The following is a 14,488-nucleotide window of genomic DNA, read 5'->3' as shown; positions in this document are numbered from 1 at the left end:
CCGTCCCGTATACCCGCCTACTTGGCGTACTCAACGGTACGTTTTTCCCGAATAACCGTGACCTTAATGTGGCCAGGATACTCAAGTTCATCTTCAATTTTCTTACGGACATCACGTGCCAGTACTACCGATTGCTCATCAGTTAACTGGTCTGGAGCAACAACCACGCGAATTTCACGTCCCGCCTGAATGGCATAACTGTGATCGACGCCCTTAAAGTCATTGGCAATCTCTTCCAGTTTCTCCAAACGGTGGAGGTAATGTTCAAGTGATTCGCTCCGGGCACCCGGCCGAGCCGCAGAAATTGCATCTGCCGCCGCCACCAACACCGCAATGATGCTGGTTGGTTCCGTGTCCCCGTGATGTGACGCAATGGTGTTGATCACGACCTTAGGCTCATGGTACTTCTTCGCCACTTCAACGCCGATTTCAACGTGGGAACCGTCGACCTCGTGGTCCAACGCCTTCCCAATATCATGTAATAACCCCGCGCGTTTCGCTAAAGCTTCGTCCTGACCCAATTCGGCCGCCATGCTCCCGCCAACTTGGCAACCTGAACGGAGTGGTCCAGAACGTTTTGACCGTAACTAGTCCGATAGTGCATCCGGCCGAGAATCTTAATCAGGTCCGGGTGCATCTTGTGAATACCCAAATCAAAGATGGTCTGTTCACCAAACTCGCGAATCTGGTCGTCAATTTCCTTACGGGCCTTGTCGACCATTTCTTCAATTCGTGCTGGATGAATGCGTCCATCCTTAATGAGTTTTTCCAAAGCCAGACGGGCCACTTCCCGGCGAACCGGGTCGAAGCCTGACAGAACCACCGTTTCTGGTGTGTCATCGATAATAATATCAATACCCGTCAACGTCTCTAAAGTACGGATGTTCCGACCCTCACGGCCAATAATGCGGCCCTTCATGTCATCGTTAGGCAGGTTGACCACCGTCACCGTGGCGTCTGAAACGACGTCCGCCGCGCTCATCTGGATGGCATCGGCAATAATTGCCCGCGCCGTCCGGTCAGCAGTGGCCTTGGCCTCATCCTCACTGTCTTTGATCATCAGTGCCTGGTCATGAGCTAACTCATTCCTAGTCTGGGCAAGAATTTCCTCGCGCGCATCGTCGGTTGAAAGGCCGGCAATCCGCTCCAGTTCGGCACGTTGCACCTCGTCACTCTTATCGAGTTTGGCTGCCCGTGCGTTTAATTCCTGCTCACGATCCTTTAAGTGGTTATCGCGATCCGTTAAGCTTTGTTCCTTCCGGTCCAAAGTGTCGTCACGCTTATCCAGGCTTTCCTCACGACTAAGTAGGCGGTTTTCGGATTTTTGGACCTCACTCCGCCGTTCCTTTAATTCGTCCTCAACCTGGGTTCGGTAACGGGTCGTTTCTTCCTTGGCTTCAAGAACCTTTTCCTTCTTCAAGGTTGCGGCTTCTTTTTCAGCCGCTGCGATAATACCCGTTGCCGTACCGGTGGCTTGGTCTAATTTGGTTTCATACCAGTTTTTGCGTAATGCATAACCGATTACTAAACCAATAGCTAAAGCGATGATTGCGGCAAGGGCTATCGCGATCAGAGTTACTGAACTCACGTTTTCACCTCCGCATCATCTAAATTGTGCAAATTTCAGATGCTAGTTTAAATTTTTAAAGATTATTACAGCTATTAAGTTTAACCTTGTCTAATAGGTGTGTCAACTTTCTAAGCCCGTCACCGCGGGAATTAAACCGCTTGCAAAGCCGCGCTAACGGCATTAAATTCCCGGTACTCTAGGCAATACCCCAACGTTACCCACTTCGTAAAAAAAATATTACGCAGATAATTGCGGCCGTTATCCAATTAAAAAAAGTGCTGCCTCAGCGGCAACACTTTCACAGACTATCAGTCATTTTTCACGTGGTTATACGTACCCTAAACCAACGTCTCAGGGTCCGAAGTCTTCTTCTTGTCCTTCGTACCCCCGGCAAGTTCTTCAGTCTCTTCCTCGACACTTTCACCCATGCCGTCCATGTCGTACGCAGACCGCACTTTGAGGCGAATCTCGTCCTTCATGTCGGGGTGCTCATCCAGGTAGTTCTTGGTCTTCTCACGGCCTTGACCAATACGGTCCTCGCCGTAGCTGTACCAAGAACCACTCTTCTGCATAATTTCCTTATCTACGGCCATATCGACAATTTCACCAGTCTGGGAGAAACCGTGCCCGTACATAATGTCCACTTCAGCCAATCGGAATGGCGGTGCCACTTTGTTCTTGACAACCTTAATCTTGGTGCGGTTACCAATTACCACGCCGTCTTCCTTGATCTGCTCCGCACGCCGCACTTCCAAACGCACGGTCGCGTAGAACTTCAGAGCACGCCCACCAGGCGTGGTTTCGGGGTTACCGAACATCACCCCAACCTTTTCACGAATCTGGTTAATGAAGATGGCAATCGTCTTCGTCTTGTTAATCTGACCGGAAAGCTTGCGCAGGGCCTGCGACATCATGCGGGCCTGGAGCCCAACGTGCGCATCCCCCATCTCACCATCAATTTCCGCCTGTGGCACCAATGCGGCCACGGAATCGATAATGAGAATGTCGATGGCACCACTAGAAACCAGCGCATCGGCAATTTCCAGCCCCTGCTCACCGGTATCTGGCTGGGAAAGCAATAAGTCGTCAATGTTGACCCCCAAAGCGGTAGCGTATTTCGGGTCCATCGCGTTTTCAGCATCGATGTACGCGGCGGTACCACCCTGTTTCTGAACCTCAGCCACGGCATGCAAAGCCAACGTGGTCTTACCAGAACTTTCTGGTCCGTACACTTCGATAATCCGTCCACGAGGAAAACCGCCGACACCCAAAGCGTTATCGAGGGCTAGGGAGCCTGAGGATACGGTCGACACGCGGGTATCGGACTTGTCGCCCATCCGCATAATCGAACCCTTACCAAAGTTCTTTTCAATCTTCTTTAGCGCCGTCTGCAATGCCGCCTGACGTGCGGCCTGTTCCTTTGTTTCGCCTTTATCAGCCACAATACGGCCTCCTTCGTTTCACATTTATCACTACAACCATCATACCGGTCAGTTCACCTAATTACAAGCAAAAATCGAACAAATGTTCCCACGACAATAATTTATTTTTTTAAGTGCTTGTAACACCATGAGTAATGCTGACTTAACCGCCCGGCCCCGGACATCATTACGACTACCCTGGAAATGAAACTCCGTGGCGGTGACGTGATCACCAACCGCTAAGCCAATCCATACCGTACCCGCGGGGTGTCCCTCCAGGCCATCGGGACCAGCCACGCCGGTCAAACCGACGCCGATATCGGCACCCAGCGTTCGTTGCGCCCCTGTTGCCATTGCTTGGGCAGTGGCGGCACTCACAACACCATCACTCGCAATCACGTCGGCGTCAACACCCACCAACTGCTCTTTGGCCGACGGAGCATAGGTCACAAAGCCACCGTTCAGCACGTTCGACGCTCCCGCCACGCTACCTAGCGCGGATTGAAAGGCCCCGGCAGTTAGACTCTCCGCCGCAGTAATGGTTGCCCCAGCGTCTTCGAGTGCATGCACCACGTGGGCTGCAAGGGTTTTATCACCGCTCCCGTAGTAGTACTGACCAATCCGCTGAAGAATCCCGGTCCGCATTGGTGCAATCATCGCCTGCGCGTCCTCGTCGTTATCTGCCCGCGCGGTTAAACGTAACTCCACCTCATAGTCACCAATGTAGGGTGCAACGGTTGGGTTACCTTGTTCGGCGATAATGTCACCAATCTCGGTGACCAGCGCGGATTCACCTAAACCAAAAAAAGTGCATGGTTTCACTGGCCAGTACCTGTTGCTGCTGCCCCGCAAGTAAGGCACCAGCTCTTTATCCACCATCATTTTGAATTCACGCGGCGGTCCGGGCAACAAGACGTATCGGTGTCCCCCGTCCTCCATAAATGCACCCACGGCTAACCCGTTGTGATTAGTTAACGGAGTCGCACCTGACGGCAACATTGCTTGGACCAAATTGTTCGGCGTGAGGGCCTGCTGCTTGCGCTTGGCCATGGCTACCAACTTATCGTGGTGGTTGGCATCCGTCACCAACTCGCGGCCCAAGTGTGCCGCCAACGTTTGCTTCGTTAGATCGTCAGGCGTGGGGCCAAGGCCCCCCATCAGGACGATGATATCGCTACGCTTTTCCGCAACGGTAATCGCCCCGTCTAACCGTTTTTGATTATCGCCCACCACCTGCTGGTACCGACTACCGATACCCAGATGGGCCAACGTCCGCGCTAAATACGCAGCGTTGGTGTTCACAATCTGTCCTAACAGCATTTCCGTACCTACAGCAATTAATTCCGCGTTCATGGCTACCCCCTTGAATAGTTATTTCGCATTTCCACTTAGTTTAGCACAATTAAATTTGGCCTCGGCCAAACTTTTTTTGGTCGGCATATTTGCCCAAGTTGGGCAGTAACGGCCCCCACTTTGCCCTTAATACTGCCAACAGTACTCATCACCAGAACAAGCTTGGGCCAGCGGAAACTGTCCACTGGCCCAAGCTTGTTCATGGCGGGCTCAAAACCTACGATAACACCCACCGCATAATCGGTTGATTAAATTTAGAAACTATCGGCAAAGACGCCGCGGTTCTTGTAGAAATATTCGACCCCCGAGTAAATGGTGAAGAACACCGCTACGTAGAAGAAAATCTGGGCCAACGGGAAACCGATGGCGGCAAAGCGACGTTGTTCAACAATAGCAAAATGATGGCAATCATCTGCGTCGTGGTTTTAATCTTACCCGGCCATGCCGCTGCCAGCACTTCACCCTCGTTGGATAGCAACAACCTTAACCCAGTCACTGCCAGTTCCCGCCATAAAATAATGGCAACCGCCCACGCCGGAACGCTTCCCTGCACTGCCAGGAAAATGAAGGCCGTGATGACCAGCAGTTTGTCAGCCAATGGGTCGGCAAACTTGCCGAAGTTCGTGACTAGGTGGTTCCGCCGCGCAATCTGACCGTCAGCAAAGTCCGTCAGGGACGCCACCACGAAAATAGCCATAGCAACGATAGCACTCACCGCAATCCGCGTGCCCATCCAGGTAACGGTACCCATGGGCCAACCCAACGCTAAAACTAGAGTAAAGATGGGAATTAAAATAATGCGCATCATGGTTAATTTATTCGGTAAATTCACAAAAATTCCTCCCAAAACGAAGTTCGTTTATTGGCCGGTCCCGACCTGCAACCGGCCACCAGCGCAATTATACCCGTAAACAGAACGTCACGCACCAGACAATCCGCCCGATACGTGACCATTCTGCAAACTACTCAATTATTAATTACTGCCTGAAGCGTCAAAGGTGAGTGTCTGCACAACACTTGTGCTGGACTTAAGGGCCGCCTTCTTACCGTTGATAGTCACACTGGTAGCCGGAGCGTTACCGGTGCTGACCGTAAATGCGGTCGTACCACTAGCGAGGCTCACCGTATGCGACTTGCCAGACTCCAGCGTCCCCTGCCAGGTAGTTGTCCCGGACACACTAACACTAACCCAGGCGGTACCAGATGAAGCTTTAAGCGTCACCTTGTTGCCACTATTCGGGAAGTGACTCAGAGTAAAGTTCTGGGTACTCCCCGAGACACTCGGCTTAGAAATACTAAACTTACTGCTTGATTTCTTGCTAGTCGTCTTCTTGCTGCTCGACTTGGACGCTGCCTTGTTGCTAGAGCTACTGCTAGTCTTACTGCTGCTAGAACTGCTCTTGCTACTCGACTTCTTGCTGGAAGCAATACTGTCAGAATCATCCTTAGTGCTGGACTTAGAGACCGGAATATCGCTGGTCGTATCATTTGACCGTTGTGACGTTAAAGTCAGTCCGTACACAACCGCAATGATGACCACCGCGGCCACCGCGATAATGATTTGCGGCAGGAAGCGCCGTAACCGAGCTCCCCGACTTTGCGGCTTAGTGGTTGTCCGTGTGGGGCTATCCTCTGGATCAGGCACCACGTTTTCCGGCTTGACCTCGGGAATATCCTGCTGGTACTGCTCCATCAAGGCCGCCGCATCCAGTCCGACAACCTGGGCGTACTGCTTGATAAACGCACGCACGTAGAAATCGCCAGGCAGGGCGTCGAAGTGCCCCTCCTCAATTGCAATCAAGTAGCGTTTTTGAATCTTAGTAATCTGCTGCAGATCGTCAAGCGTGTAGCCCTTCTCTAATCGTGCTTCACGAAGCTTCTGGCCGATCTCGTCCATAATTTATATCCTCACCCGTTTACATAGTTTCATCACTAGTAAGTCTAACATACTGCACCAGCTTCTTGAATTAAGAAATGGTTATATCCCTAGGCTTTTAGCGTAACCAACCGCCCGTTACGTTTAACGTTTGCCCAGTTAAATAACCGGCGCTTTCTGAAATCAAAGTGTTGATAAAGAACGCAATGTCTGCTGGCTGGGCCAAGCGTTGCGCCGGAATGTCCTCCGTGACCGCATCCAAAGCCGCACGGCCAAACTCCGCGTTCATCTTAGTATCCACCGCACCCGGAGCCACAACGTTCACCGTAATGCCCAGGCTGGCAACCTCCTGGGCGTACGCGTGGGCAAAGGCCGACTGCGCCCCTTTGACCGTACTGTAGCCCACCTCCATCGGTGAACCAGCCTCGCCGTAGACCGACCCAACAAACACGATGCGCCCGTGGCCACTGACCGCCAACTTGTCCTGTAGTTGCCGGATGACGGCCATGGGGGTTAACAGGTGCACCCGCAACAAGTTCGTCAAGTGCTCGACGGTCGTGTCGGCAAACAACTCGTAGTACGTCATCCCCGCCGCAACCACCACCGCATCAACGCTAAAAAGTTGCTGCACAATCGCGTCCGCTGACTGCACGTCGGTCAGGTCCGCCCGTACCGTCAGGAAATCCTGATGGGGGTATGCCGCAGCCAATTCAGCCGTCAGCGCATTAATGCGGTCCTCGTTATTGTGAAAGTGGAGGTACAGGCTCCATCCCTGCTTCGCCAATTCGCGGGCCGTAGCGGCTCCGATGTCGCCGGATGCGCCTAAAATTAACGCCGTGCTCATGCCTCTTCCTCCGTAGCGGGCAGCATGTGCAGAATGGTCACCCCATCGTCGTTTACCAGCTGCCGTCCCGCGGCCACCACCTCGTCCAGACGCATGTCCGCCATGATGGCCGGATAATCAAACATGTTGGTGGTACCAAATGCTCGGCTCGCCAGCTGATTGGCAATAGTCTCCAGCGAATTTAATGACGCAAAGTACTTGCCTAATGAAGCTTTGACCAAGCGGGCCAACCGGTCGGCATTCACGTCGGGATTATCCTCAAACCCGTGCAGAGCCTGCATAATGGCGTTCGTCATGCGGTTAGGGTCAGTCGCATCCCCACTAAACAACGCAAAGTTATACCCGCGGCCAACGGTAAATTCGTAACCAAAGGTATCATCAATCACACCCGTGTCGTACCAGTCAGCGTACGTGTGGCCTGAATCACCAAAGATGAGTTCCAGGAATAACCGCGTGGCGAGCTCCAACCGCAACCCCGCGGCGTCCTCACCAATCGACGTGGCACCCTTAAGGCCAACGTAGCCCTTGGGCCGCACGATGTCCATCCGCTTCACACTATACGGCTGAACCACACTCAAATCATAATCACTGTGGGTGATGCGATCTTGTGGAGCAACGACTTCAGCTTTGCCCGCCTGGTTGTCAGCCACTACCCGGATCAGTTCATCGGCGTCAAAGTTGCCGACTACCGTTAAGACCATGTTGGTCGGGTGGTAAAAAGCGGCATGCATTGCCCGGAGAATATCGGGCGTGATCTCACTAATCGACGCCACCGTGCCCGCAATGTCTTGACTCAACGGGTGGTTCGGGTACAGGTTGGCCAACACGCTGGTATAAGCACGCCAACCGGGATCATCGTCGTACATCTGAATTTCCTGACCAATAATCCCCTGCTCCTTGGCCACCGTCGCGTCCGTAAAGTACGGATCCTGGACAAAGTCGAGCAGGATTTCCACGTTGTGCATCACGTTACGCGTGGTTGAGAACAGGTAGTTGGTCTTGGTGGCGCTAGTAAAGGCGTTCGCGGACGCCCACTGGCCCCAAACAGGTCGAAGGCGTCATAGTCAGCTTTGTCAAAAAGTTTGTGTTCCAGAAAGTGCGCCGTCCCCGCGGGCACAACCACGGGTTCAGCATCAGCCTGCAACCGCACCTGATCATCCACCGCCCCAAAATTAGTGGTGAACACAGCGTAGGTCTTGTGATAATCGGGCTTGACTACCAACTGCAACCGTAACCCGTTAGGTAGGGTCACCCGCCGTAGGGACTCACCCGCGTCCGCATACTGTTTGGTCGAATCGTCCATTATTGTTCCTCCCCATCAAGAAAGTACACCGCCTGGAGCTTGAACGTGGCGGCCGCTGCAGCCACGTCTTCCCGCGTAACGGCCTCGACCCGCGCACTAAAGGTCGCTAGATCAATTGCCGCTGCTGGCTGTAGTGCTGCGGTTAACGCTTGATTCATCAGGAACCGCTGGCTGTCCAGCGCTGATTCCCGACCGTTCAAAATTTCGTCCTTAATGGTCCGGAGCATTTCATCCGTAAAGTCGCCGCGTACCACGGTAGCCAGTTGCTCCGCGATGAGCGCCTCGGCGGCCGAGCGATTCTCAGCTTCAATTCCAGTTTGAACCATCATGAAATGACGCCGCTGGTTCAGGCTGGAGCTAGCAAAGTAGGCCAGGCTCGCCTTTTCCCGTACGTTCCGGAAAAGCAGTGATAGCGGTGAGCCACCAAATAGCTGGTTAGCTACCATGCTGGCAAAGTACTGGGGCCCGCAATCGTCACTCTCTACGTGGTAGCCAAGTTTAGCTTTGCCTGTTGCACCGCCGCCTGCTCGTGGACGCGCCGTACCGGCAACTGCACTGGTTGGTCGTAACCCGTGCTCAGTTCGACCGTGCGCGCCGCAAATCCCAGTTGTTTTGCCAACGGCATCACGGTATCAACCGTGACCGGCCCCAACACAATGATTTCAATCGCGTCATGGGCAATGGCATCGTGATAAACAGCGGTCAACGTTGCGGGGTCAATACCGTCAATATCTTCGGGCTCCCCAAAGCTAGGGGCGGCCTGAACGGCATCATCGAAGTAACTGTGTTGTAACGCCAAGGCCGCCTGGGTGCCCCGGTCCTCCTTTAACGACGCCAAGTACATGAGCATATTATCCCGCTCACGTTCGACGGTTGCGGGATCCAGCGTGTCACCCGCCATCAACGGCCGCATTAATACGGATTGCAGGAAAGCAAAGGCGTCTGGTAGCAGTGAATGGTCGGTGTACTGATCATTCAGCACGCTGATCGCCGCCCCCATCCGGTGCACCGCGCCTTCACGCGCAACGCCAAAGCCGAAGCTGGCACCGTACATCTCTTCCAGACGGGCAGATAGTTGGTCCTGCGTGGGGTAATCGGCACTGTTAGTTTCCAGCACGCTGGTGAGCAACGCACGCCGCCCACTTTGCTGTGCCCGTAACGGGGCCAAAAACTGGACGTTAATGCGGGTAGTTTTAAATTGATTAGATTCAATTACGTTAAGGTACACACCATCAGTAATTTTTGTTCGCAAACTATTCTCCTTTATTAGGCCACGTTATTCGCTTTGACCATCCTTGTCGCCCTGATCATCCGCAGGCTTGGCAAAAACCTGCCGGGGTTTGCTCCCCTGACTAGGCCCAATGTAGCCGCGATTCTCCAAGTCGTCAATTAACCGGGCGGCCCGGTTATAACCAATCCGGAAACGTCGCTGGAGCATCGAAGTGCTGGCTCCCTGCTTCTGGGCGACGAAGGCCAACGCCTCGTCGAAGAGGTCGTCCTCAGCATCGCCCTGATCGTCAGGTTGCTCATCCTCAGCAGTCGGGATCATCGATTCATCGTAAGCCGGGGCCACCTGGTCGGTAATAAACTTCACGATGGCTTCCACGTCGGCCGACGGGATGTACGCGCCCTGGACTCGCTGTGGTTTGTTCATATCAATTGGGTCGTACAGCATGTCCCCACGACCCAGCAACTTTTCCGCACCGTTCATATCCAGGATGGTTCGGGAGTCAACCCCACTGGACACGGCAAAGGCAATCCGGGACGGGATGTTGGCCTTGATGAGACCAGTGATAACGTCAACGGATGGCCGTTGAGTCGCAATAATCATGTGAATACCGGCGGCCCGGGCCATCTGGCCAATCCGAATAATGGCGGTTTCGACTTCGGAACCAGCACCATCATTAAGTCGGCCAATTCGTCAATAATGACCACAATGAACGGCATCTTAGGCACATTGCCGTCCGGATCCTGGTTGACTTTGCGGTTAAACTCCTCCATGTTCCGGACGCCGGCAGCCGAGAAGGCCTCGTAACGCCGTTCCATTTCCTTGAGGATTTTATTCAAAGCCGCCGGCGCCCGCTTGGCCTCAGTCACTACTGGGGCTAGCAAGTGCGGAATACCGTCGTAAATGGACAGCTCCACCTTCTTAGGGTCAATCAGCATCATCCGTACATCCGTTGGCTTGGTGGTCATCAACAGGCTGGTAATAATGACGTTAATCATCACTGATTTACCCGAGCCAGTGGCCCCCGCAATCAGTAGGTGCGGCATCTTGGCCAGGTCGCTAGTGACAATTTCACCAGTAACGGTCTTACCCAGCGGCACCACCAACGGTTTGTTCGGGTGTTGCTTGACTGCAGAGAATACTTCCTGGTACCCAACGGTCGCCACGTGGGCGTTAGGTACCTCAATCCCAATCAAACTTTTACCCGGAATCGGGGCCTCAATACGAATGTCCTTCGCCGCTAACGCGAGGGCCAAGTCGTCGGTCAGGTTCACAATTTTGGATACCTTCACCCCTACTGCGGGCTCAATTTCATACTTAGTAATGGAAGGACCGAGACTGGCAGACTTCACGGTGACGTCCACGCCGAAGCTCTTGAAGGTTGCCTCCAGTTTGGTACGGTTCTTCTGAATGTCACTTAATTCTTCCGACTGGTCAACCGGCTGCGGCTGGGACAATAAATCGACCGATGGCAGTTGGTAATCATCGGTGGGTTCACCAGTTTGGGCAAAGGCGTCGTCGTAAGACAGTTGCTCGGCGTGTTCATCCTGCGCGTGCTCGGAGGCGGCCGGTGTTGGCACCGTCATGCTGGGTGCAACTTTGCTCGTCGGGGCCGCAGAGGACGGCACGTTGATGTGAAAATCGTCGTCCGCAACGGGACTATCAACCTGTCCGACCAATGGTTCGTCGTGATCATGCGGAGTTGGTAAAGGTTTGTCGGTACTACCAGCAGCGGCTTTGTCCGCCTTACGCGCCTGAGCCTCAGCACGTTTTTGCTTGCGGCTGGCGTTACGTTTATCCGCCGCATCGTCATCATCGGCCTGGGCGTCATGCTCATCACGCCAGTTGACATAGGTATCACGGATTCGACGACCGCCCTCAGCAATCCACGCACCAAAGCTTTGCAACGCGTCGAATAACTGTGCGGGCGTGACGCCGAGAAAAATCATTACGCCGGCGAGGATGGCAATCCCGGCCACAATGAAGGAGCCCAGCGAAGACACTAGGGCGTACGTCAAAGTATAAATGGCGCTGCTAATTTGTCCACCACCAATCGGATTGGCGGTAGTCAGCTGCTGGAAGTCGGCCTTCAAAATGGTCCACGACGCCGACATAAAGTGGCTATGTACCGCTAACTGGTTCATGGTCGAGGCCGTTAGCCATAGAAGCACACCGACGTATAAAACGGCGACGCCCCACCAGACGCGGCGCTTAATCCGCGGCATCTTGCCGGTAAACAGCAGCCACGCACCCAGGATAGCGAGAAGCCAGGCCGCGACCACAAAGGTATCGCCGACAACAATCCGTAACATGTTGGCAAAGGTGACACCAACGAGGCCCAGCTGGGTCGCGGTCAGCACGCTCACAAGTAGTAGAATTGCCCCTACCCAATTAAGTGTGTATTCCCCGCCAGCTGTGCGCTTGGTGGTCGATTTTCGTGCAGTAGTTGTTTTGCGGCGTCTGTTTGCCATGCTTAGTGCCCCCATTTCTCTAATCGATTATACAAGACTTCGCGCCCACTGTCGCATTCAACGGTGCGGGGTTGGCGGCGGAGATAAATTCCGGCTTGGTGGGCACTCCACGGTGGCCGCTGTTAGGGCGAAGCCTACAACCGGCAAACCCCGGCCGGTTTCCGGCGCGATTCCAAGCTTGTCCGGAAAAACCACCGGCCAATCTTGGAATTCGTCGCGCCGTAAGTCGCCTGCGGCTCCAACGGCGGCAAGCCCCCTGACAGCGGCCCCCGTTCCGGCCCAGTCGCCTACATTTATCCCCGCCGCCAACCACTCACTGTCAAGTTTACGTACAATTGGGGGTGGTCCTGCGACAGTGGCGCCTAACCGGGGTGAAGGCGTCGTGACCGGAGACGCTGTTGCTACGACCCCGAAGCGCTGTTGGAAATTAGTGCCAGTTGTGCGTCAACACTTACTGGCACTTATTGACGTACAGCGGCAAATAATTGCGCCTGAGTGATTTTTCTCAGGCGCAATTATTCGTGGGAAGCCCGGAACGGGCTGGAGCGTGCGGGTGAAGCAATAGCGGCGCAGGTCGCGTAAGCCGCAACCCCGGTTATGCCCCGCCACCATACTCCCACGACAAAAATGAGCGCTACCAGTGGTTGGTAACGCCCGGACGTACGTTTACTTGAGTTTGTCGTGTGGGTAGGCGTGTACTCGTTCCAGCCCCGCAAAGTTTTGTTGCCGCAGCGCTTCGTAGATGACTAGCGCGGCGCAGTTGGATAGGTTCAACGCCCTGATGCCGTCAGTCATGGGAATCCGCAAACACCGGTCCGCATATTCTCGTAAGAATGGTTCCGGCAACCCCGTCGTTTCTTTGCCAAACATGAAGTACTGCTCCCCGTCGGTCGCCGATAAATCGCGGTCCGAATACGTGGTGTCGGCAAACTTTGTAATCAAATGCAGGCGGTCACGGTCCTGCACCGTTGCCATAAAGTCTTCCAGACTATCATGAAACACTAGCTGCAGTTTATCCCAGTAGTCCAAACCGGCCCGCTTGACGTTGTGGTCATTAATTTCAAACTTCATCGGCTTGATGATATCCAAAATTGCCCCAGTACCCACGCACGTCCGCGCAATGTTCCCGGTATTTTGTGGTATTTCTGGTTGGTATAAAACAATATGATTCGTCAATGTTGTTACTTCCTTTTAAAAATATTTGTGCCGCCAAAAATCAATGCTGATTGCGGCCGCAATGATAACGGATATAAAGATTGTGATGGCCCAACTGAGCGCCGAATGGGAGAACGGTAACGCCACGTTCATGCCATAAAAAGAGAAGACCAGGGTGGGAATTGTCAAAATAATGGAGTAACTCGTTAGGAACTTCATCACGCTGTTCATGTTATTACTAATGATGGATGAGTATGTATCCGCAGTTTCTTTAATAATGGAGTTACTAATCTGCGACATCTCCGTAGCCTGCTGGATTTCAATGCCGATGTCTTCCAACAAATCCTGTTCATCCTCCGCCAAACCCAGCTGGTGGGTCCGACCAAGATTATCCAGCACATTTTTATTCGTCCTCAAACTCATCATGAAGTAGACCAAGCTGCGCTGGATACCCATCAATCCGTACAGATCCTCGTTGCGTAGCGTCTTCTGCAACTTTGCCTCCGTCCGTTCACGTTCCTTGTTCATGTCACGCAGGTACGCCAAGTAACTAACGCTGACCTGGTACATCATCTGCAGCACCGCCAGCATCCCGCGCGCCGGGTTGAAACCTGCAATTTTACCCTCCACAAACATTTGTAGAAGCGGCACCTGCTCATCATGCAAAGTCACAATGCAGTCGGGCGTGATGATCATCGCTAGCGGGATGGTCTTGTAACTGTACCGTTGGTGTTCGTGGGCGACCACCGTCGGCATATCGTAAATAATCAGGCCACTGTCGTTGTCCTCGTCGAACTCAAACCGGGCCCCCTCATCAGGGTCGAGCCCATACAATAGAAAGTCTTCCGGCACGTGCGCCTCATGCAATAGACGCGTACGCTCGTCGGCATCTGGGGCAACCACATTGATCCACGTTCCAGGCGCAATGGTTTTGACAGGGTACAACGACCCAGCCGCATTGCGCCGATATACGTCCAACATTGCGTGTCCTCCTCGAAAAGATTGATACACCAATTGTACGGCACCCAGGTGGAAAAGTCAGGTGGCAACAGCCTTGTGGTGGGTTGAACGCGCGGGTGGCCTTTGGGACTGCGGCTTACGTGCCCTACGCCGTAGGTTGCTACGGTGGTGGCTGACGGCAGCGTTGGCCGAACCGGTGAGCTGCGGCTTACGTGGGGTACTCCATGGTAATCCACTGCTAGGGCGAAGGCTACAACCCGCCAAGTGCGGGCGTGTTTCCGCCGCGATTTCAAGCCTGCCCGGAAAA

At 53.7% G+C, this 14,488-nt stretch carries 9 protein-coding genes and 4 pseudogenes; all 13 read right to left on the bottom strand.

Annotation, left to right across the window (positions count from 1 at the left end; all coding sequences use genetic code 11):
• Positions 1 to 17: 17 nt before the first annotated feature.
• The 13 genes and pseudogenes from rny to JCM12539_RS01080 all read right to left on the bottom strand — a co-directional run bounded on the left by rny (position 18) and on the right by JCM12539_RS01080 (position 14,202).
• Positions 18 to 1,588: pseudogene (gene rny / locus JCM12539_RS01130) on the bottom strand (ribonuclease Y).
• Between the two features lie 320 nt (positions 1,589 to 1,908).
• A complete protein-coding gene (gene recA / locus JCM12539_RS01125) occupies positions 1,909 to 3,012 on the bottom strand; it encodes a recombinase RecA (RefSeq protein ID WP_054648597.1) in 1,104 nt (367 codons plus the stop codon).
• A gap of 57 nt (positions 3,013 to 3,069) precedes the next feature.
• On the bottom strand, positions 3,070 to 4,344 hold the full coding sequence (locus tag JCM12539_RS01120; protein WP_054648595.1) for a competence/damage-inducible protein A: 1,275 nt from the start codon (positions 4,342 to 4,344) through the stop codon (positions 3,070 to 3,072).
• Positions 4,345 to 4,598: 254 nt separating this feature from the next.
• Positions 4,599 to 5,176 (bottom strand): annotated as a pseudogene (gene pgsA, locus JCM12539_RS01115) (CDP-diacylglycerol--glycerol-3-phosphate 3-phosphatidyltransferase).
• A 141-nt stretch (positions 5,177 to 5,317) separates the two neighbouring features.
• On the bottom strand, positions 5,318 to 6,241 hold the full coding sequence (locus JCM12539_RS01110) for a helix-turn-helix domain-containing protein (RefSeq protein ID WP_054648592.1): 924 nt from the start codon (positions 6,239 to 6,241) through the stop codon (positions 5,318 to 5,320).
• Positions 6,242 to 6,338: 97 nt separating this feature from the next.
• Positions 6,339 to 7,064, bottom strand: a complete 726-nt coding sequence (gene ymfI, locus JCM12539_RS01105) for an elongation factor P 5-aminopentanone reductase (protein WP_054648591.1) — start codon at positions 7,062 to 7,064, stop codon at positions 6,339 to 6,341.
• Complete coding sequence (yfmH, locus tag JCM12539_RS01100; RefSeq protein ID WP_225350171.1) at positions 7,061 to 8,053, bottom strand: EF-P 5-aminopentanol modification-associated protein YfmH; 993 nt, start codon at positions 8,051 to 8,053, stop codon at positions 7,061 to 7,063. The genes ymfI and yfmH overlap by 4 nt, the downstream gene beginning before the upstream one ends.
• The gene (locus tag JCM12539_RS13700; protein ID WP_225350162.1) at positions 8,029 to 8,367 is read right to left on the bottom strand and encodes a hypothetical protein; all 339 of its coding nucleotides are present in this window, start codon (positions 8,365 to 8,367) and stop codon (positions 8,029 to 8,031) included. Before JCM12539_RS13700 ends, yfmH begins: the two co-directional genes overlap by 25 nt.
• Positions 8,367 to 8,822: pseudogene (locus JCM12539_RS15445) on the bottom strand (M16 family metallopeptidase); the annotation flags it as partial. The gene JCM12539_RS13700 and the pseudogene JCM12539_RS15445, both read right to left, overlap by 1 nt.
• A 26-nt stretch (positions 8,823 to 8,848) precedes the next feature.
• Positions 8,849 to 9,619, bottom strand: coding sequence for a peptidase M16 family protein (locus JCM12539_RS15440; protein ID WP_225350160.1), 771 nt, complete (start codon positions 9,617 to 9,619; stop codon positions 8,849 to 8,851).
• Positions 9,620 to 9,643: 24 nt separating this feature from the next.
• Positions 9,644 to 11,577, bottom strand: a pseudogene (locus tag JCM12539_RS01090) (DNA translocase FtsK); the annotation flags it as partial.
• A 1,155-nt stretch (positions 11,578 to 12,732) separates the two neighbouring features.
• Complete coding sequence (locus JCM12539_RS01085; RefSeq protein ID WP_054648588.1) at positions 12,733 to 13,242, bottom strand: tRNA (cytidine(34)-2'-O)-methyltransferase; 510 nt, start codon at positions 13,240 to 13,242, stop codon at positions 12,733 to 12,735.
• Between the two features lie 15 nt (positions 13,243 to 13,257).
• Positions 13,258 to 14,202, bottom strand: a complete 945-nt coding sequence (locus JCM12539_RS01080; RefSeq protein WP_054648586.1) for a magnesium transporter CorA family protein — start codon at positions 14,200 to 14,202, stop codon at positions 13,258 to 13,260.
• Positions 14,203 to 14,488 lie beyond the last annotated feature (286 nt).

Source organism: Lacticaseibacillus pantheris DSM 15945 = JCM 12539 = NBRC 106106 (genome assembly GCF_001311175.1).
GTDB classification, from domain to species: domain Bacteria; phylum Bacillota; class Bacilli; order Lactobacillales; family Lactobacillaceae; genus Lacticaseibacillus; species Lacticaseibacillus pantheris.
The sequence above is the reverse complement of the archived record's forward strand: the minus strand, read 5'-3'. Positions and strand labels throughout refer to the sequence as shown.

Bases quoted from the DNA above. Each gene is read 5' to 3' on its own strand.
- JCM12539_RS01120 (WP_054648595.1), bottom strand. From the start codon at position 4,344: ATGAACGCGGAATTAATTGCTGTAGGTACGGAAATGCTGTTAGGACAG.
- JCM12539_RS01110 (WP_054648592.1), bottom strand. From the start codon at position 6,241: ATGGACGAGATCGGCCAGAAGCTTCGTGAAGCACGATTAGAGAAGGGC.
- ymfI (WP_054648591.1), bottom strand. From the start codon at position 7,064: ATGAGCACGGCGTTAATTTTAGGCGCATCCGGCGACATCGGAGCCGCT.
- JCM12539_RS13700 (WP_225350162.1), bottom strand. From the start codon at position 8,367: ATGGACGATTCGACCAAACAGTATGCGGACGCGGGTGAGTCCCTACGG.
- JCM12539_RS01080 (WP_054648586.1), bottom strand. From the start codon at position 14,202: ATGTTGGACGTATATCGGCGCAATGCGGCTGGGTCGTTGTACCCTGTC.